General features: G+C 62.0%; 19 protein-coding genes. 7 read left to right on the top strand and 12 right to left on the bottom strand.

Translation table 11 applies throughout. The features are described from left to right. Window positions 1-76 precede the first annotated feature (76 nt). From NKH06_RS03065 to NKH06_RS03050, 4 genes are all read right to left on the bottom strand, one after another. Window positions 77-1,123 carry an ABC transporter permease gene (locus NKH06_RS03065; RefSeq protein WP_128306095.1) on the bottom strand — a complete coding sequence of 349 codons (1,047 nt, stop codon included), beginning with the start codon at window positions 1,121-1,123 and terminating at the stop codon, window positions 77-79. A gap of 88 nt (window positions 1,124-1,211) precedes the next feature. Continuing rightward, the gene (locus NKH06_RS03060; protein WP_352441777.1) at window positions 1,212-2,819 is read right to left on the bottom strand and encodes an ABC transporter substrate-binding protein; all 1,608 of its coding nucleotides are present in this window, start codon (window positions 2,817-2,819) and stop codon (window positions 1,212-1,214) included. Window positions 2,820-2,940: 121 nt separating this feature from the next. Continuing rightward, the gene (locus tag NKH06_RS03055; RefSeq protein ID WP_023809364.1) at window positions 2,941-3,294 is read right to left on the bottom strand and encodes a Rieske (2Fe-2S) protein; all 354 of its coding nucleotides are present in this window, start codon (window positions 3,292-3,294) and stop codon (window positions 2,941-2,943) included. An 11-nt stretch (window positions 3,295-3,305) separates the two neighbouring features. Further along, window positions 3,306-4,388: an amidohydrolase family protein gene (locus NKH06_RS03050; RefSeq protein WP_023809365.1), complete on the bottom strand. Its 1,083-nt coding sequence runs from the start codon at window positions 4,386-4,388 to the stop codon at window positions 3,306-3,308. A 134-nt stretch (window positions 4,389-4,522) separates the two neighbouring features. On the opposite strand from NKH06_RS03050, the gene NKH06_RS03045 reads away from it, so the two are divergent. Together NKH06_RS03045 and NKH06_RS03040 are read left to right on the top strand one after the other, a co-directional pair. Continuing rightward, entirely contained in the window at window positions 4,523-5,380 is an 858-nt protein-coding gene (locus tag NKH06_RS03045; RefSeq protein ID WP_023809366.1) for a LysR family transcriptional regulator, read from the top strand. A gap of 211 nt (window positions 5,381-5,591) precedes the next feature. Further along, a complete protein-coding gene (locus tag NKH06_RS03040) occupies window positions 5,592-6,548 on the top strand; it encodes an FAD-binding oxidoreductase (RefSeq protein WP_196815301.1) in 957 nt (318 codons plus the stop codon). 107 nt (window positions 6,549-6,655) lie between these two features. Here NKH06_RS03040 and NKH06_RS03035 read toward each other — a convergent pair whose 3' ends face one another. Next, a complete protein-coding gene (locus NKH06_RS03035) occupies window positions 6,656-6,853 on the bottom strand; it encodes a hypothetical protein (protein ID WP_023809368.1) in 198 nt (65 codons plus the stop codon). Between the two features lie 120 nt (window positions 6,854-6,973). Then, on the bottom strand, window positions 6,974-7,207 hold the full coding sequence (locus tag NKH06_RS03030; RefSeq protein WP_352551470.1) for a hypothetical protein: 234 nt from the start codon (window positions 7,205-7,207) through the stop codon (window positions 6,974-6,976). A gap of 405 nt (window positions 7,208-7,612) precedes the next feature. On the opposite strand from NKH06_RS03030, the gene NKH06_RS03025 reads away from it, so the two are divergent. The 4 genes from NKH06_RS03025 to NKH06_RS03010 are packed head-to-tail and all read left to right on the top strand — an operon-like array spanning window position 7,613 to window position 11,501. Further along, complete coding sequence (locus NKH06_RS03025) at window positions 7,613-8,617, top strand: sugar ABC transporter substrate-binding protein (protein WP_352551472.1); 1,005 nt, start codon at window positions 7,613-7,615, stop codon at window positions 8,615-8,617. After that, on the top strand, window positions 8,614-9,615 hold the full coding sequence (locus NKH06_RS03020; protein WP_023809371.1) for an ABC transporter permease: 1,002 nt from the start codon (window positions 8,614-8,616) through the stop codon (window positions 9,613-9,615). The genes NKH06_RS03025 and NKH06_RS03020 overlap by 4 nt, the downstream gene beginning before the upstream one ends. Beyond that, entirely contained in the window at window positions 9,612-10,376 is a 765-nt protein-coding gene (locus NKH06_RS03015) for an ATP-binding cassette domain-containing protein (protein ID WP_023809372.1), read from the top strand. Before NKH06_RS03020 ends, NKH06_RS03015 begins: the two co-directional genes overlap by 4 nt. A 39-nt stretch (window positions 10,377-10,415) precedes the next feature. Then, window positions 10,416-11,501, top strand: coding sequence for a Gfo/Idh/MocA family protein (locus NKH06_RS03010; RefSeq protein ID WP_352773605.1), 1,086 nt, complete (start codon window positions 10,416-10,418; stop codon window positions 11,499-11,501). 15 nt (window positions 11,502-11,516) lie between these two features. Here the strand turns inward: NKH06_RS03010 and NKH06_RS03005 are convergent, their stop codons facing one another. After that, a complete protein-coding gene (locus NKH06_RS03005; RefSeq protein WP_023809374.1) occupies window positions 11,517-11,792 on the bottom strand; it encodes a hypothetical protein in 276 nt (91 codons plus the stop codon). A 146-nt stretch (window positions 11,793-11,938) separates the two neighbouring features. Here NKH06_RS03005 and NKH06_RS03000 point away from each other — a divergent pair, with 146 nt between their 5' ends. Then, a complete protein-coding gene (locus NKH06_RS03000; protein WP_352892149.1) occupies window positions 11,939-13,960 on the top strand; it encodes an amidase in 2,022 nt (673 codons plus the stop codon). Window positions 13,961-14,301: 341 nt separating this feature from the next. Here NKH06_RS03000 and frp read toward each other — a convergent pair whose 3' ends face one another. From frp to NKH06_RS02975, 5 genes are all read right to left on the bottom strand, one after another. After that, a complete protein-coding gene (gene frp, locus NKH06_RS02995) occupies window positions 14,302-14,646 on the bottom strand; it encodes a fluorescence recovery protein (RefSeq protein WP_023809376.1) in 345 nt (114 codons plus the stop codon). A gap of 61 nt (window positions 14,647-14,707) precedes the next feature. Continuing rightward, window positions 14,708-15,355, bottom strand: a complete 648-nt coding sequence (locus NKH06_RS02990) for a ThuA domain-containing protein (protein ID WP_023809377.1) — start codon at window positions 15,353-15,355, stop codon at window positions 14,708-14,710. 42 nt (window positions 15,356-15,397) lie between these two features. Beyond that, a complete protein-coding gene (locus NKH06_RS02985) occupies window positions 15,398-16,420 on the bottom strand; it encodes an LLM class flavin-dependent oxidoreductase (RefSeq protein WP_352892183.1) in 1,023 nt (340 codons plus the stop codon). 70 nt (window positions 16,421-16,490) lie between these two features. After that, window positions 16,491-17,378, bottom strand: coding sequence for an ABC transporter permease (locus NKH06_RS02980; RefSeq protein ID WP_023809379.1), 888 nt, complete (start codon window positions 17,376-17,378; stop codon window positions 16,491-16,493). After that, a complete protein-coding gene (locus NKH06_RS02975; protein WP_023809380.1) occupies window positions 17,375-18,334 on the bottom strand; it encodes an ABC transporter permease in 960 nt (319 codons plus the stop codon). The genes NKH06_RS02980 and NKH06_RS02975 overlap by 4 nt, the downstream gene beginning before the upstream one ends. Window positions 18,335-18,338 lie beyond the last annotated feature (4 nt).

Genomic DNA, 18,338 nt, shown 5'->3' with positions numbered 1-18,338 from the left:
TTCTTCAGCGCAGTTTTCGCCCGGGTAGAACGCGAGCGCCTCAGCCTTTGAACCGCCGCGACAGATTCGGATCTGGTCATCGTGGGTGCAAGAGCCTGGGATTGGTGGCGATGGAAATAACGTCGGCTAGCAGGTTGAGAAGGATGTAAGTCGCGGCGAAAATCAGGGCGCAGGCCTGGACAACCGGAACATCCCTGGATTTTACCGCGTCAACCATCAGCTGGCCGATGCCGGGGTAGACGAACACGACCTCGACCACGACCACTCCGACGATGAGATACGCCAGATTGAACGCCACCACAGTGACGATCGGAGCCCAGGCATTGGGCAGGGCATGCCTCAGCACGATCACCATTGGGGACATTCCCTTGAGGCGCGCCATATCGATGTAGGGGCTTGCCAGCATGTTGATGATGGCCGCTCGGGTCATGCGCATCATGTGGGCCACGATTACGAGCGTAAGGGTGATTGCCGGCAGGGCCACTTTCCAGAGATGCTCCCAAAATGGCGTCTGATCGTTCACATTCGACAATGTCGGAAATTTGGGAACCGCATTGAGCGCCCAGTTCAGCGAGACAGTGAGCCAATGAGGCAGCGTTTGAGCGAAATCGGATCCGATGAACGTGTCGCGCGAGATCACCAGGTAGGCGAGCATATAGGCGACGAAAAATTCCGGGAATGAAATGGTTGTCAGTGTCGCGACATTCACCAGCCGGTCGAACCAGCCGTTGCGGTACAGCGCAGCCAGAATGCCAAGCCCCAAGGCCAGAGGAACAGCTATCAGCGCAGTCACCGCTGCAAGGAACATCGTGTTGTAGAGGCGTGGTGCGATGATCTCGGCCACGGTACGCCGATATCCGGTGCGGCTCGCAAACGAAGAGCCGAAATCGCCATGGAGCATCTGGGCGACCCAAACGAAGTAGCGCTCGACAGGCGGACGATCGATGCCGATTTCCCGCTGGAACGCGGCGACCGTTTCGGGCGTCGCCGATTGCCCTAGCGTGGCCTTGGCGAAGTCGCCTGGAAGCATCGCGATCGCAGAGAAGATGATGATGGACACGATGAACAAAGTGACCAGGCCGAGGCCAAGGCGCTGCAGGACCGTTCTTGCGACGGGGTTCATGTGCGTGGCGTTTCCCTTTGGGCGGCAGCCCTGCACTCGGAGTAAGCCGGCCGGACCCTCAAAACCATCGCGGCTCCGGCCCGCCATCTCATGCCGTGGCGATCCACCAGCGTTCGGCCATTTTCAGTCCATCGTTCTCCCAGTTGGGCGCCACATCACCGTGTGCGAGCTTTTTGGATTGCGCGCTTACGAAATTGTTGAAGACCAGCACGATGCTGCCGCCGTCATCGTGGGTTAACTGCTGCATCTCGGCATACATCGCCGCTCGCTTGGCCTCGTCCGTCTCGGCGCGCGCCTGGACAAGCAATTCGTTGAAGTGGGGATTTTTCCAGAAAGACTCATTCCAACTGGAGTCGGCGGCGAAGGCTTGCGTGAACATCCAGTCGGCCGTGGCCCGACCGCTCCAATAGGAAGCGCACCAGGGTTTCTTCAGCCAGACATTGTCCCAATAAGCGTCCTCGGCCTCACGCACGACATTGACGTCGATGCCGCATTGGGCTGCCGTTTCGCGAATGAGCGAAGCCGCGTCCACGGCGCCGGCAAAAGCCGCATCGGCGACCGAGAGATCCACTTTCAGGTTCTCCATTCCGGCCTTTTTCAGGTAGTGCTTTGCTTTTTCCGGATCGAAGCTGTGTTGCGGTTGCGGATCTTTGGCGAATTTGATGGCCGGCGCGATGGGGTTGTCGTTGGCCACAGTAGCGTGGCCAAGAAAAATCTTGTCGACGATTTCTTGGCGATTGATCGCCCATTTCAATGCCATGCGCACGTCCGGATTATCAAACGGCGCCATCGTGACATTCATCGGCAAGGTATAGTGCCCGTAGCCAGTGACTTCGACGATTTCCACCTTGGGATTGCGTTTCAACATGCCGAGGGTCTTCAGGTCGGCGCGGCCGATATAGTCCACCTCCCCCGTGGACAGCGCCGCCATGCGGGCGGCAAGATCCGTGATTGCGATGAACTCCACCTCGTCGAGATAGGGCTTGCCGTTCTTGAAGTAGTTTGGATTGCGCTTGAGCTTGGCCGAAACGCCGGGCTGGAAATTCTCGAGGGCGAAAGCACCGGTGCGAACGCCTGAAGCCCAATCCGCCTTGCCGTCCTTGGCCGGCATGATGACCAGATGGTAGTCACTCATGATGTAAGGGAAATCGGCGTTGCCGTTTTTGAGCGTGAAGACCACCGTTTCCGGGCCGTCCGCCTTGACGTCGGCGACGGAGTCCAACAGCGATTTCGCCGCCGATTTGGTGTCCTTGCCCATGTGATATTGCAAGGAGGTCACGACGTCATCCGCCGTCACGGTTTTGCCGTTATGAAAGGTTGCGCCTTTGCGCAGCTTGAAGGCCCAGGTTTTGGCCCCATCCGAAGTTTCAAAGCTCTCGGCGAGGTCCGGTTGGACATTGCCTTTGGCGTCGACCTCAGTGAGGCTGTTGGACAGCGAGCCCGAAAATGCGGTTTGTGTGAACGTGTCGGGGTAGCCGGCCGGATCGATCGAATCCGTCGTCGCGCCATGAGCCATGCCGAGCTTGGCGAAGCCGCCCTGCATCGGTTCGGCCCGCGCCGTGCTCACGAACAGCCGGTCGGCGGCGGCAACGGTCAGGCCCGCGGCCAGCCCAAGATGAATGAAGTCGCGGCGGGAAACCTTGCCGCCTCCGATCAGGCTTTGCGCGATACCAAGCTTGTATTCAGATTCTGACATTTGACTCTCCCATTGCGGAGTTCTCCGCGTTATTTCTCGTCAAGCACCGGCGAACAAATCTGCTTATTGGCTCCCGCCACCTTTCCTTCGAATTTTTCCAATCCCAATCGGCTTGCGCCAATCAGGCCGTCACGTAGATGCCGCCGGCTTCGACGGTGACTGGAAATGTGCGCGCGCGAACGGAGGGATCGACCAAGGCCGCGCCTGACTTGATGTCGAACTCCCAGCCGTGCCAGGCGCATCGAACGATCTCGTTTTCGCGATGATAGATGAATTGCGCCTGTTCAACGGGCGCGGTTGTGCCGCATTGCGGCCCCTCGCAAAGCGGAGCGCCGCGGTGCGGACAGACATTGAGCAGCGCGTGGAATGAATCTCCGATGCGGAAAATCCCGACCGAAAGGCTGCGGATCTTGGCGATGAACGGAGACCCTGTTTCGATCTCGTCGACGCGGCAGATATAGGTCTTCTCGGGCATCGTATGCTTCCTCAGGCGGCATTCGCGGCTTGCGCGCGGGGGATGCGTTTGTAGACTTCCAGCGCGTTCAGTCCCATGATCTTGCTCTTCCAGGCAGGAGGGATTTGCAGCGTGTTGGCATCGTCGTAATCCCAGTGCGGATAGTCCGATGCAAACATCAGCGTGTTTTCGCCGTCCATCGCTTCGAGCGTGGACCAGAGATGTTGGATGTTTGCAGGCTGCTCCAGCGGCTGCGTGGAAAAGCGGATGTTGCGCCGGCAATATTCAGACGGCAGCATCTTCAGCCATGGCGTCTCCTTGCGCAGCGCTTTGTAGTCGGCGTCCAAGCGCCAAAGGACCGACGGAACCCAGGCGACGCCGCACTCGATGATCACGAAGTAGAGGTCCGGCCATTTCTCGAAGACGCCATGGGCGATCATGCTTGCCACGTGCGACATCGCCGACATGTGCAGAATGGCATGCGTTTCCCAGAAGAATGTCGTCGGGGCAGGAGCAATGGCAGTTGAATTCACGCCCCCATGCCCGCCCAGATGAATGGCGAATGGCAACCCCACTTCCGCGCAGGCTTCGTAGATCGGGTGGTAAAACGGGTCGCCATACGGCTTGACGGACCCCTGGGAGGCGAGAACCTGGACCATGCGCGGATGACTGCCAAGACGGCGTATCTCGGCGGCAGCGAGCTTCGGATCCTGTGGCGCGATGATGATCGAGCCCATGAAACGATCGTCTTTCGGCAACCACTGATCGATCTGATAATCGTTGTAGGCGCTGACCAGAGCGCTGGCATAGTAAGGGTTAGCCAGGGTCGACGCCTCGATAGGCTCATCGCCGGTCAGGATCGCCACGTCGACTTTGTATTTGTCGAGGTGCTTCTCTTTCATGATGAGATAGTTGTCGGCTTCCGTTTTCGGACGGATGTCCTTGCGGGAAAAGTCCTGCGGGTGGAACCAAGGCCGATGACCATGCGGAAAGGCGCCAACGGGACCTGTTTTCTCGCCCTCGATGAACATGTCTTTCCACAAGCCGGAGAGATAGGGCTCCAACACGGTGGCGCTTGACCAGTAATTATGACAGTCGCAGTCGACTATGAACACTTCTTCCGCTCCGTATCCGTGTCTCGTCCCGGCGGCGCTGCCGGCCGCTGATCTGCTGCAGCTTCCGCCTTGAGTATTGTTTGATCAAGCTTATGATACGTGGAATATGATCGAGTTTTTCGATTGGATATTTCATGCAACTTGATCACATCGAGACCTTTCTCGACATTATCGAATCGAGAAACTTCAATCGCACCGCGGATCGGCTAGGGTTGACTCAGTCGACGATCAGCACCCGCATTAAGAACCTCGAGAGCGCAATCGGGTCCGAACTGTTCCAGCGCGGACGCGCCGGGGCGGAGCCGACCGCCGCAGGGCGCCGGTTCGAAGCTTATGCAAGATCCTTGCTGTCCACATGGTCGCAGGCTCGCCACGATGTCCGGGCGTTCAATCGTTTCGAAGGCACCTTGCGCGTCGCCGCGCAGGTCGGGATGACCCGCTCGGTTTTGCCGGGTTGGGTCGAGACGCTGTGTCAGGCTCTTCCCAAATCGTCGATCCATGTCGAGTCGGATTATTCAAACCAGATGGTCAGCGACCTAAGCATGGGAAATCTCGACATCGCAGTGCTTTACGCTCCGCGATACCTACCCGAAATCTCCTATGAGCATTTGATGGTTGAGGAATATGTGATGGTTTCCACGGTGGCCAGAACCCTCTCGGAGGTCGATCCCGAAACCTACATTCGTCCGGGCTATACGGTCCTGCTGGAGAAGGCCCATGCCGAATTGCTCGGCGAGTTGGCGATCTGTCGCCTTTCCATGGGATCGGAAACCTTGGCGGAAATGATGCTACGGCGCACGGGCGGCACCTGCTATATGAGAAGTGACGATGCGCGCCGGTTCGCCCTCGAACGCCCATCGTTCATCGTCGAAGGCGCTCCGACGCTGCATCAGCCGGTACACACGGCCATCCTGGCGCGCCGCAAACACGAACCGATCATCCGCAAGGGAATCCGCGCCCTTCACGTTGCCGTGATGTCACTGGATATGTAATCGAAATAATCGATCATAACTTGGGAGGGATGCTTCTGTTGCGGGGGGCCTGGAACTGGCATCTTGGCTCGACTTCAAACCGAGATGAATGATGAACGCACACGTTTCCTTTGGGGCCCCCGACCTCCTCCCGATGAGGCGTCATCGGCAATGGGCACAAACCACATCGCAGCTTGTACTCTGCCGTCGTGTAATCGAGGAAACGCCCGATGTGAAAACCTTCGTTTTCACATCCCCGACGGATCGGATGTTCTGCTTCAGCGCGGGCCAGTATGTGCTCGTGCACCTTAAGATCGAGGGTGCCGCGGTGACGCGCTCCTACTCTGTTTCGTCACCACCGACGCGACCGCTCGACCTGCAGATCACGGTGAAGCGAACACCGGGCGGCCTGGTTTCGAATTGGCTCCACGACAATTTGGGGGCGGGCGACGAGATCGAGATCGAAGGGCCGCTCGGCTCATTCAATCTCGATGACCTGCCATATGAAAAGCCGCTCTTCCTTTCGGGCGGCAGCGGGATAACGCCGGTGATGTCCATGCTGCGTGCGCTTACCGACCGCGCGGCCGACCAGGATATCTCATTCGTTCATAGTGCCAGAACGCCTGGTGACATAATCTTTCGAGGGGAATTGGACGCACTTGCCTCTCGCTTTCCCAACGTAAAAGTAACGTGCGTTTGTAGCCAGGAAGATCCCACCTGGAGGGGGCCGACTGGCAGAATAGACAGCCAGATGCTGCTGACCCTCGTTCCCGATCTCCACAACCGCACTATCTTTGCCTGTGGCCCTGAAGCGTACATGAAAGCCGCACGTGCCTGCCTGGATGCGATTGGCGTGGCTCCGTCGCGGTACCACCAGGAGAGCTTCGGCGGCGTCAGCAGCCCTCAGTTGGAACCGGCCTCGACAATACCATCTTCGGTCCGTTTCGTCCGCTCCGGGATCGTGCATAACTGCTTGCCCGGAGAGACGCTGCTGGAGGCGGCACGCCAATGTGGCGTCTACGTCCCAACCGCCTGCCAGCAGGGAGTTTGCGGCACATGCCGCATCGCCAAGTTGTCCGGCGAAGTCGCCATGGAGGATCTCGGCGGTCTGGCCCCTGAAGAGAAGTCGGCCGGCTATGTCCTGGCATGTTGCAGCCGCCCGCAAGGAACGGTTTTGCTCGATCTTTAACCCCGGGTGCTTGGTTCAGCATTGAAGCCGGCGCAGTAGTGTTGAACTGCCGGTGAAGGCGTTGCCGGCGTAGCGGACTGATGCCCATCGACCCCAGCCGATATTGCTCAGAAGTCGAGAGCGACCATCATGCCGCGGACTTCGGCCATTTCCAGCAGCAGGTCTTGCAGTCTTTCGTCCAGCGCGGCACCGGTCAGCGCCAGAAGCTCGGTGATGCTCTCTCTCATCGATATGACGGCGGCCCCTGTCTTCTCGGCGAGCAGCCGACCGATGGCAGCTCGGATCAGGTCGTCCTGATCAGACATCGCTTCACCTCCCGACGCACTGCAACCTCCCCTTGCTTTCCATGCCTCACCGCCGCTTTCGACAACAGGGCGTGATTTCCCATACGGTATGATTTTCGATGCGACATCGGGCAGCTTTGCTCATGCCAGCAGATCGTCTCGATGGGCCCGCCAGTCATTCAACACCGACAATGAGGGCAGCAGCGAAAAATGGCCGGGCTGGACCGTTTCAACCGCTGCAAGCAGCGCCAGCGGCACTTTGTGCCGATAAAGCCCAATGCACGCGCCCCCTTCGACCGCTGCCGGCAATTCCGTGATTGTGTCGAAAGTCGAAAACGTACCCGTTGGCTCTTCCACGATTTCGAAACGCCCCACCCGAAACCTCCCTCTGCACAAAAGTAGCGACCAACGCGGACATCCCCCAACTGGTTCCCTGAGGCCGGCACTTTTTTCGCGCCTTGGTTGTAGCGCATGCCAGCAGGACAGTCATGCCCCAAGGGCGCACAGTCAAAATCGCTACGCACATTTTAAATCTTGACGCGTGTCAATTTTTTATAAAACATGCGCAAACGCCGGCATGGCATCGACCGGCGCTCTGGGAGGAGCAATGCCTGACGTCGAAAGTGCCCGAACCTGGGCTGCAGTCCGCACATCCCAAGCGGGCAGCATTCTGTTGCGAGACCATCGCGCCGGGCGCCGGGCTCGCGCCCCGTCGGACATTGCAGTCGCCGGCCAGCGACATTGATGCAGCCCATAAAACAATCAGGAGGAGGAAAAACCATGCGTATGTTCAATTGCCTGAAGCTTGGCACGAACCTGCTTGGCGCAGGCATGCTTGCAGCCATCATCGCAGCGCCCGCCCATGCCGAGGATGCGGCGAAAGTCGCGGCCATCGTCAAAGGCCTCGACAATCCGTTCTTCCAGACCATGCAGAAGGGCATCGAGGAGCAGGCCAAGGCAAACGGCGTGAATGTCAGCGTCCAGGCCGCCGCCAACATGGGTGACGCCACCGGCCAGGCCGACCGCCTGACCGCCATGGCCATGCAGGATTTCGATTGCTACCTGGTCAACCCGATCAGCGTCTCCAATCTCGTCCAGGCGCTGGTGCCGGTCGCCCAGAAGAAGAAGCCGATCGTCAACATCGACTCGACCATCGACCCCGAGCAGGCCAAGGCCGCCGGCTTTGCCGTCTCGACCTATATCGGCACCGACAATGTCGCCGCCGGCGCGTTGGCCGGCGAAGAGATGCTGAAGCTGGTGCCGAAGGGCTCCAAGGTCGCGCTGGTCGCCGGCATCGTCGGCGATGTCGGCTCCAACGCCCGCATCAAGGGCTTCAAGCAGGCGGTGGAAGGTAAACTCGACATCGTGGTGATGGTCAGCGCCGACTGGGATCGCGAAAAGGCGCTGACCGCCGCAACCGATATCCTCGCTGCCCATCCGGACCTCGCCGGCTTCTTCGCCGCCAACGACATCATGGCACTCGGCGTCGAGCGCGCCGTGCGGACCTCGGGCAAGGACGTCAAGGTGATCGGCCTCGACGGCATCGTCGACGCGCTGAAGTCGATCGCATCAGGCGAACTCACCGCCACCGTCGCCCAATATCCCTATGTCGTCGGCGCCATGGGCCTCGAGGCCTGTGCAGTGGCCGCCAAGGGCAAGGAACTGCCGGCCAACGTGCCAGCACCGGTGCTGTTGATCAACAAGGACAATGCCGAAGCCTCGCTGAAGAATTTTCCGCGTCCGGGCGGCGACTATCCCGATCCCTTCCGCGAGATGCTGAAGTGAGCACACCTGCAGACAACGCGCCCGCCGCCCATTCGGCGGGTGCGGAGGAGAGCCGTCCCTCCCTGGCGGCTCTCCTCCTCGATCCCTCCTTCTGGGCCGACTGGGCATCCGTCGTCGGCCTGGTCGGCCTCGTCATCGTCTTCGGCATCGCCCAGCCGGTCTTTCTCAGCGTCGCCAATCTGCAGGCGCTGTTGCTGGCGGCTGCGATCCTGGTCGTGCTGTCGATCGGCCAGACCTTCGTCATCGCCACCTCGGGCATCGACCTGTCGCTGGCGGCCGCCGTCATGCTCGGCGCCATCATCCTCGGCCTCGTCAATGCCGCCGACTACGGCATCTTCATCGCCTGCATGCTCGCGGTTCTCGCCACCAGCGCCGTCGGCTTCCTCAACGGGCTGATCATTACGGCAGGCAAGATCCCCGACTTCGTGGTGACGCTCGGCACGCTGTCGGGCATCACCGGGCTTGGGCTCATCCTGTCGGGCGGCGAACCGACCATGGTCGGCTCGACCTTCCTGCTCAGGCTCGCCTCGGGCTCGTTCGGACCGTTCGGCTATCCGGTCTGGGTAGCGATCGCAGCCGTCATCGTCGCCCATATCGCGCTCTACCACACGCGCTTCGGCGTGCATCTGCTGGCGACCGGCGGCCAGGCTGAAAGTGCCGGCGCGCTGGGCATCCGCACCAACCGGGTCAAGATCGCCGCCTATACGATTTCCGGTCTCTGCGCCGGCATCGCGGCCATTCTCCTGGTCGCCCGCATCGGCTCGGCCGAACCGCAGATCAACACCAGCCTGCTCTTGAATTCGGTGGCGGCGGTGGTGCTGGGCGGCGTCAGCCTGTTCGGCGGCCGCGCCAGCATTCTGGGACCGGCGATCGGCGCGCTGATGCTCACAGCACTCGTCAACGGCCTGACCTTGCTCAACGTCTCGGCTTTCTACCAACCGCTTGCCGTGGGGGCCATCGTGGTGCTGGCGGCGCTGATCATGCGGTATCAGAAATGAGCGCTCCCCATCATATCCCCGCCACTGAGGCGATCATCGCCTGCGAAGGGCTGAGCAAGCATTTCGGCGGCATCCGCGCCTTCACCGACGTCGCCTTCCAGGCCCGTCGCGGCGAGGTCACCGCCGTCATCGGCGACAATGGCGCCGGCAAGTCGACGCTGATCCGCAGCCTGGTCGGCGTGCATCAGCCGGACACCGGCAATTTGTTCTTCGACGGACGGGCGCGGCCCTTCGCCAATCCCGACGAGGCACGCAAGGCCGGCATCGAGACCGTGCACCAGAACCTGGCGCTGATCGACGAACTGACGGTCGCGCAGAACCTGTTCCTCAACCGCGAGATCGTGCGCCGCATCGGCCCGTTCGCTTTCCTCGACCGCAAGGCGATGAAGCGCGAGGCCCGCTTAATGCTGTCGCGGCTGTCGATCAACGTGCCGTCGATCAACCAGCGTGTGCGGCGTCTGTCGGGCGGCCAGCGGCAGGCGATCTCGATCTGCCGCGCTGTCGGCTCCGGCGCCAAGCTGGTGGTGATGGACGAACCGACGGCGGCGCTCGGCGTGCAGGAGACGGCCAATGTCGAGGCGCTGATCCGGCGCCTGCGCGAGCAATCCGTCAGCGTCATCCTGGTCAGCCACAATTTCGATCAGGTCCGCCGCCTGTCCGACCAGATCTGGGTGATGCGGGCGGGAAAGATGGCGGCGACCGTGCGCGCTTCCGAAACGTCCGGAAATGAGCTCGTCGCGCTGGTAACCGGCGCGGCATAGTCCTGCAGCATCAGACTTGAAATCAAAGGGAGTTCGCCTGTGGCACCAATTCGTGTCGGACTGATAGGTCTTGGAGAGGTCGCGCAGTCGATCCATCTGCCTGTGCTGGGCGATCAGCGCGACCGCTGGGTGATCGCGGGCGTGTACGACGTGTCGCCCAGCCTGGTGTCACTCGTCACCTCCGAATTTGCGACGGCAAAGGCCTTCGACACGGCCGAGGCGCTGATTAATTCGCCCGACATCGACGCTGTGTTCGTGCTGTCATCCGACGATACCCACAGCCGCTTCGTGCGGGCGGCGATTGCTGCCAACAAACATATCCTGCTGGAAAAGCCCGCTTGCCTCACGGTGCGCGAAATCGACGATCTGCTGGCGCTGATGCCGGGCTACGACAAGACCCTGTTCGTCGGCTATATGCGCCGCTATGCGCCCGCCTATCTGGCCGCCAGGGACGAGCTGCCCGCCTTCGCCGACATCACCCATGTCCGCATCTTCGACCTGATCTCGGAGGGCCGGCATTTCCTCAAGAAGAGCCAGAACGTCCTTTACCCCCAGGACATCGACCCTGCCCTGCTGGCGCGTGGCGCAAGCGAACGCGACGCGCTGATCCGCGAGGTGGTGGGCGCCGACGCGCCGGCCGATGTGGTGCGCGCCTATCGCGGGCTGACGGCACTTTCCTCGCACCACATTTCGGCGATGCGTGGGCTGATCGGCGAGCCGACGCGCGTGCTGGCCGCGCACCGCACCAACGGCGGCGCCAACACATCAGTCACCTTCGACTACGGCCATTTCGCCTGTCTCTACGACGCGGTGGTCGACGATCTCGGCTTATTCGACGCCATGATCGAGGTGCGCTCGAACAACAGGCGGGTGCGCATCATCTACGACACGCCCTACATCCGCAGCCTGCCGACGCGGCTGGAGGTCACCGATGCCGGCCCGTTCGGCCCGGTGACGAAAACCCTCGGGCCTCTCTACGGCGATGCTTTCTCGAAAGAACTCGAGACTTTCCACCGCCACATCACCGAAGGCACAAAGCCGCTGACCGACCTCGCCGATTCCCGCCGCGACCTGGCGCTGATGGCCGAGATCATCGAGCGGATGAAGGAGAGTGGCGGGCGCTGAGGCGCTGCCTGCCGCCTACTTCCCACAGTGATGATCGTTGATCTTGTTCAACGCATTCGCGTCGGGTCCGACGCGATGATAGGAGCACGCGCCGGCTGCTGTCGTGACCAACTGCTGATCGTAGTAGCGCGGGCCGCCGAACAGGATGTCGATGAGATCGCCTTCGGCGGGAACGTAGCGTTCGGAGTGGACCCGGCGGTCGTGATACCGGTCGCCAGCGAAAGCCGGGGCGCAAACGCTTGAGCCCATGGCGACAGCGAGAGCTAGGATCGCAACGCATTTCGTGGTCATCGCCAATACCCTCCTGGCCATTTCCGGAATCACACCATACATCCAAAACCGCCAGCCGGACAAAAGTTCCGGAGATGACCGCGATAGGCTCTTGCCGAAGCCAGCTGCCTCGCTCATCCATGGTGCGTGGAAATGTGGGACCCGTGATGACCGATGCCGGCTTTCATCTCGTCGAAGCGACGATCGACCAATTGCGCCGCGCGCTCGATGACGGCACCGTCACCAGCGTCGAACTGGTCGGGGCGTATCTCAGGCGCATCGCGCATTTCGACCGGCACGGCATCAGCCTCAATGCCGTCCCGTTGCTCAACCCTGGCATGTTCGAGGAGGCTGCCGCCTCCGACCAGCGCCGCCGCAACGGCACCGTGCTCGGGCCACTCGACGGCATCCCCTACACCGCCAAGGACAGCTACAAGGTATCAGGCCTGACGGTCGCCGCCGGCTCGCCGGCCTTCGAGCATCTCATTGCCAATGAGGACGCCTTCACCATCGCCCGGCTGCGGGCCGGCGGCGCGGTGCTGATCGGGCTGACCAACATGCCGCCGATGGCCAATGGCGGCATGCAGCGCGGCGTCTATGGCCGCGCCGAAAGTCCGTACAATGGCGACTATCTCACCGCCGCCTTCGCATCGGGCTCATCCAATGGCTCCGGCACAGCGACAGCGGCCAGCTTCTGCGCCTTCGGGCTTGGCGAGGAAACCTGGTCGTCCGGCCGCGCGCCGGCCACCAACAATGCGCTGGTCGCCTATACGCCGTCGCGCGGTGTCATTTCGGTGCGCGGCAACTGGCCGCTGGTCCCGACCATGGATGTCGTCGCGCCGCACACGCGCAGCGTCCCCGACATGCTCGAACTGCTCGACGTGATTGTCGCCGACGACCCCGAGACGCACGGCGATTTCTGGCGCGCGCAGCCCTGGGTCAAGCTGCCGAAAAGCTCCGACGTGCGGCCGCCGCGCTATACCGACCTCACACTGGCGGGGTCGTTGAAAGGCATGCGGCTTGGCGTGCCCAGAATGTATATCGGCCGCGACACCGAGGCCGACAAGCCGATCGAAACCCGCGCCTCGGTACTTGCCCTGTGGGAGCAGGCGGCGGCCGATCTGAGGCGGCTTGGCGCCGAGGTGATCGAGGTCGATTTTCCCGTCGTCTCCAACTATGAACGCGACCGTCCCGGCGCGCGCAGCATGGTCGAGCGCGGGCTGGTGCCCCCAGAGTTCGCCGAGCGCGAGCTCTGGGACCTCTGCATCTGGAGCTGGGACGACTTTTTGCGCGCCAATGCCGATCCGGCGCTTCCCGATCTCGTCTCGGTCGATGGCCCAAAGATCTTCCCGCAACCGCCCGGCACGCTGTCCGACCGATACGAAGGCGGCTTCGACCTGAGGGTATATGTCGAGCGGGCACGGTCCGGCGTCACGCCCCTCGTGGACATTCCAACGCTGGAAGAGGGACTGAAGGGACTGGAAGCGACAAGGCGGATCGATTTCGAGGACTGGCTGGACGCGCAAGGCATCGACGCCGTGGTGCTGCCCGCCGCTGCCGATGTCGGGCCGGCCGATGCAGACATCGACGAGGCGTCCGCCGCCTTTGCCTGGCGCAATGGCACCTGGGTCGCCAACGGCAATCTGGTCTGGCGCCATTTCGGCATCCCCACCGTCACCGTGCCGATGGGTACGATGGCCGATATCGGTATGCCGGTCGGCCTGACTTTCGCCGGCAAGGCCTATGACGACGAAAGGCTGCTGCGCATGGCCGGCGATTTCGAACGCTCCACGCAGCGCCGCACCCGCCCGCCGCGCACGCCAGAACTTGCCGCCGATGTGTTTTCAGGCCGCCCCGCCCGAGCCGACGACAGCAAGGCGTCAGCGTTCGCCATCACGCTTGCCGCCGAGACGCGGCCTTTCGGCGATCAGGACGAGATCGTCATCACGCTCGACCTGCCAAATGAGGTGTCTGGGACGGCCTGCCTCAAGGTACATGTCAACGGAGAGGCCGTCGCGCTGCAGCGAAGCGGTGCGCGCTTCAGCGGGCACGCGCTCATTCCGGCCGCCGAGCATCAGCGCTTCCACAGCGTCTGGCGTGGCTCCTACGGTTCGATCGTCACAGCGGTGGTGTGGCTGGAGGATGGGCGCAGCGCCGGCGCCTATCTGGTTACGGGCGGGATTGGGTGAGGTTGCGCAATTCGTGCCTTAAGCCTCCCCGAATTCGTCATCCTAGGGCGGAGCAAGGAGCGAAGCGACGCGGCGCAGACCCTAGGATCCATGCCAGGACTGTGACCGAAGAATGCATCGGTCCAGAGCAATTGAGGTCAACTTTTCTTTCCAGATGCAGCGATTGCGACTGAAAGTTCTCCACCGTCGCACCGCACGGAAGTCGCGGCATGGATCCTAGGGTCTTCGCCACGTCGCTTCGCGACTGCTACGCCCTAGGATGACGAAGCGTGGGGTTCGCAAAAGTGTCGTCAATCAACGATCGCCAACCTCTCGCAGTTCTGGCAGCGCCGTTCCCCTCGTCATCCACTTGCAAAGCGACTCTCGACATAGGCCAGGTCCCGCTGAATGACATCCCGCTTGTCTTGCGACAGACCGCCAAGCAGCTTTTCATCGAGATATCCTGCTCGAATAAGCTGCGCGAACACGAAGAGAAGCTGCGAATAGCGATAGTCGAATGTGCGATCGATTTCCCGTCGCTGTTCACGCAAATAGCCTTCGAGCTCCCACATCTCGGAGGGCTGCGTCACCGCACTCGCCTTGCTTTTGAAGTCGGCCATCGTCTTTGCGAGCGCCGCCTCAAGAGCGGTATCGAAGGCATGGCGCGCGAGCTTCTTTTCGGATCCGGACCACTCGAAATCACTCATTTGATATCTCCATGGATGCCCTGTGAATTCAACCCAGGTTTTCACGAAAACGTGCCTGCTGCTACCCCCGCGCCGCCCAAAGCAAACCCCGCTCCACCATCAGCGCCATTTCCGGCACCGCGAACTCATCCGCCGTGTGACCAAGGGAACTGTAGAAAACCTTCCCCGCCCCATAGCGCCGTTTCCAGACGACCGGCATGACGACGCCGCCTATCCCCGGAAAATGCGCGTCGGTGAAGGTGGTGGTCGCCAGCACCTCGTTGCTTGGGTCGACATGCATGTAATATTGCTCCGACCGGTAGGCGAAATCGCTGATACCTTTTGTGATCGGATCGTCCGGCCGGGTGATGGCGACGTGATAGTCGATGATGTTGCCGGGATGCGCGACCCATTGACCGCCGGTCATGAACTGATAGTCGGGCTCGTTGCGGAAACTGTCGCCCATCGTCCCGTGGAAACCGCCGAGTCCGCTCCCCCCGAGAACCGCATGCGTCAGGTTCTGCAGTTCGGTCTTCTCGATCGTCGACATGGTGATGACGGGCACGATGAGATCGAATGACGACAGCTCCGGATCGGCGAACATCGCCGTGCCCTCGCCCAACGTGACGTCGAAGCCGTTTCGCTCAAGCAAGGTGCGAACGATCTTCGCGCTCTGCTCCGGCGTATGGCCCTCCCAGCCGCCCCAGGCGATCAAGGCCTTCTTTGGCATGGTGTACCTCCCTTGGAGCACTCCGCTTCGATCGATCCGGCGTCAGCGCCAGCCCAGAGCCGGCGCGACATGGGTCAGGATCGCCTCGATGACATGCGCATTATAGTCGACGCCGAGCTGGTTCGGAACGGTGAGCAGCAGCGTGTCGGCCTCGGCGATCGCCTCGTCCTGCGCCAATTCCTTGATCAGCACATCCGGCTCAGCCGCATAGCTGCGCCCGAAGATCGCCTTGGTGTTCTCCTCGATGAAGCCGATCTGGTCGCGGCTTTCGTTGCCGCGGCCGAAATAGGCACGGTCGTGATCGTCGACCAGCGCGAAGATGCTGCGGCTGACCGAGACGCGCGGCTCGCGCTTGTGGCCGGCCGCCTTCCAGGCCTCGCGATAGATGCGGATCTGCTCGGCCTGCTGGATGTGGAACGGCTTGCCGCTCTCGTCGAATTTGAGCGTCGAGCTCTGCAGGTTCATGCCGAGCTTGGCCGCCCATTCCGACGTGGCGTTGGTAGCCGCACCCCACCAGATCCGCTCGCGCAAACCCTCCGAATGCGGCTCGAGGCGCAAGAGGCCGGGCGGATTGGGGAACATCGGCCGCGGATTGGGCTGGGCGAACCCCTCGCCCCGCAGCGTCTCGAGGAATACCTCGGCATGATGCCGCGCCATGTCGGCGTCGCTTTTGCCTTCCGGTGGCGCGTAGCCAAAATGGCGCCAGCCATCGATCACCTGCTCGGGCGAGCCACGGCTGATGCCAAGCTGCAGGCGGCCGCCGGCGATGATGTCGGCGGCACCGGCATCTTCCGCCATGTAGAGCGGATTCTCATAGCGCATGTCGATTACTGCAGTGCCAATCTCGATGCGGCTGGTCTTGGCGCCGACGGCTGCCAGCAGCGGGAACGGCGACGCGAGCTGGCGGGCGAAGTGATGCACGCGAAAATACGCGCCGTCCGCGCCCAGCTGCTCGGCGGCGACAGCCAGCTCGATGGATTGCAAAAGCGCGTCCGAAGCCGAGCGCACTTGCGATTGCGACGAGGGCGTCCAGTGCCCGAACGACAGGAAACCAATTTTCTTCATAGCCATGCGATATAAGGATGCGCGTCAGGCTTCAATGCAAAAGAGATTTCCGGGACGTCTGGATCAAAACTCATGCATCGCTGTTTTCGAAGGCACCGATGCCTTGTGCGATCAGGTTGGTCGCCATGACCAGCGAGACGATTGCCGCGGAATTGAAGACGACCACCCACCATTTGCCGCCAGTCAGGAAGCCGTAGCCGTCGGCGACGGCCAGTCCCCAGTCGGCCGATGGCGGCTGGATGCCGAGGCCGAGAAAGCTCAGCGTCGCGATCGAAAAGAACGCGTAGCCCAGCCTTGTGACCAGCTCGATCAAGATCGTTTCCCTGATGTTGGGCAGTATCTCCAGAAACATGATGGCGAGCGGGCCCTCGCCGCCAAGCCGCGCAGCGCTGACATAGTCGCGCTCCTTCTGCTCGCGCACGGCGGCGCGGACGGTGCGAGCCACCAGCGGCGCGTAGGCGATGCCGATCACCAGGATGACGGTCAGGTTCGACGGGCCGATCGCCACCAGCGTCATGGTGACGAGAACAATGAACGGAAACGCCATCAGCGTATCGAGCAGCCGCGCGCCGATGGCATCGACCAGGCCGTCGAAATAGCCGAGCACCAGACCGATGATGCTGCCGGCGGCAACGCCGGCCAGCGTCGCCAGCGGCGCAACCAGCAGGATATCGCGCGATCCGACGACTATGCGGGACAGCACGTCGCGGCCGAGATGATCGGTGCCGAACCAGTGCAGCGCATCGGGCGGCGTCAGCATCGCCAGAAAATCCTCGGCATAGGGATCGTAGGGAACGAAGAGGTTGCCGAACAGTGCGCAAACGACCCAGAACAGAAGCAGCAGCGATCCGACCACGACCGACGGGGCCAGTCCGGAGAAAACACTGCGGATCCTGCGCACTGCCGGAAAGCCGGCCACCGCGCGCCGTGGTGCGGGAAACTCCGCCAGATCCGTCATGGCGAGGTCCGGCGGCGTTGCCGCGGATCGAGCAGCGCCAGCACGAGGTCGCCGGCCGCCGCCGACAGCACGAAGATTGCCGCCATCACCAGCACGCCGGCCTCGAGCATCGGGAAATCGCGTGCCTTGGCCGCATTCAGAACCAGATTGCCAAGCCCCTGGATGCCGAACAGCGCCTCGATCACCACCAGCCCGCCAAGCATGTAGCCGGTCTGCGTCGCCAGCACCGCGATGGTCGGCGTCAGCGCGTTGCGCAGCACGTGCCGAAAGATGATCTCGCGCCGCTCCAGCCCTTTCAGGACGGCGGTGCGCGTATAGTCGGCGGCCATTGCCTCGATCACCCCTGCCCGCGTCATCCGGGCGATGTAGCCGGCAAGGTTCAGCACCAGCGGCAGCGCCGGCAGGATCAGATAATAGCCATGCGTCCAGAAGCCCGCGCCATCGGGCGCAACGCCGGAGATCGGGAACCAGTTCAGCCACAGGCCGAAGAGGATAAGGAGCATCAGCCCGGAAACGAAATCAGGCACGATGCCGAAGGAAACGCCCGCCATCACGATCAGCCGGTCGATCAGGCGGCCGGCATTGAGACCCGCGATGACGCCGGCCCCTACACCAAGCGGCACGAGAAAAATCAGAATAATGCCGGCAAGGGCAGCAGAGCGCTTGAGGCTTTCGAGCACGAACGGCGCCACCGGCCCGCGCATAGACAACGAGGTGCCGAAGTCACCGGTCACGGCCTTGCTGAACCATAGCCAGTACTGGACGAGAATCGGCTGGTCGGCGCCGAGCCGCTTGTTCAGTTCCGCCACCGCCTGCGCGTCGGCAAACGGACCGAGCATCACGCGGCCGACATCGCCGGGCAGGACCTGCCCGGCGAAGAACACCAGGATGCTGACCAGCCACAGCGTGAGGACAAGTGTGCCCACACGCGTTGACAAAGTGCGGCCCGTCAGCATGTCT

This window comes from Mesorhizobium sp. M1342, assembly GCF_040317955.1.
Taxonomy (GTDB): domain Bacteria; phylum Pseudomonadota; class Alphaproteobacteria; order Rhizobiales; family Rhizobiaceae; genus Mesorhizobium.
This window is presented reverse-complemented; position numbering and strand designations above follow the sequence as displayed.

Excerpts from the sequence above, each read along its gene's own strand:
- NKH06_RS03065 (WP_128306095.1), bottom strand. The coding sequence starts at position 1,123 with ATGAACCCCGTCGCAAGAACGGTCCTGCAGCGCCTTGGCCTCGGCCTG.
- NKH06_RS03060 (WP_352441777.1), bottom strand. The coding sequence starts at position 2,819 with ATGTCAGAATCTGAATACAAGCTTGGTATCGCGCAAAGCCTGATCGGA.
- NKH06_RS03055 (WP_023809364.1), bottom strand. The coding sequence starts at position 3,294 with ATGCCCGAGAAGACCTATATCTGCCGCGTCGACGAGATCGAAACAGGG.
- NKH06_RS03045 (WP_023809366.1), top strand. The coding sequence starts at position 4,523 with ATGCAACTTGATCACATCGAGACCTTTCTCGACATTATCGAATCGAGA.
- NKH06_RS03035 (WP_023809368.1), bottom strand. The coding sequence starts at position 6,853 with ATGTCTGATCAGGACGACCTGATCCGAGCTGCCATCGGTCGGCTGCTC.
- NKH06_RS03025 (WP_352551472.1), top strand. The coding sequence starts at position 7,613 with ATGCGTATGTTCAATTGCCTGAAGCTTGGCACGAACCTGCTTGGCGCA.
- NKH06_RS03015 (WP_023809372.1), top strand. The coding sequence starts at position 9,612 with ATGAGCGCTCCCCATCATATCCCCGCCACTGAGGCGATCATCGCCTGC.
- NKH06_RS03005 (WP_023809374.1), bottom strand. The coding sequence starts at position 11,792 with ATGACCACGAAATGCGTTGCGATCCTAGCTCTCGCTGTCGCCATGGGC.
- NKH06_RS03000 (WP_352892149.1), top strand. The coding sequence starts at position 11,939 with ATGACCGATGCCGGCTTTCATCTCGTCGAAGCGACGATCGACCAATTG.
- frp (WP_023809376.1), bottom strand. The coding sequence starts at position 14,646 with ATGAGTGATTTCGAGTGGTCCGGATCCGAAAAGAAGCTCGCGCGCCAT.
- NKH06_RS02990 (WP_023809377.1), bottom strand. The coding sequence starts at position 15,355 with ATGCCAAAGAAGGCCTTGATCGCCTGGGGCGGCTGGGAGGGCCATACG.
- NKH06_RS02985 (WP_352892183.1), bottom strand. The coding sequence starts at position 16,420 with ATGAAGAAAATTGGTTTCCTGTCGTTCGGGCACTGGACGCCCTCGTCG.
- NKH06_RS02980 (WP_023809379.1), bottom strand. The coding sequence starts at position 17,378 with ATGACGGATCTGGCGGAGTTTCCCGCACCACGGCGCGCGGTGGCCGGC.
- NKH06_RS02975 (WP_023809380.1), bottom strand. The coding sequence starts at position 18,334 with ATGCTGACGGGCCGCACTTTGTCAACGCGTGTGGGCACACTTGTCCTC.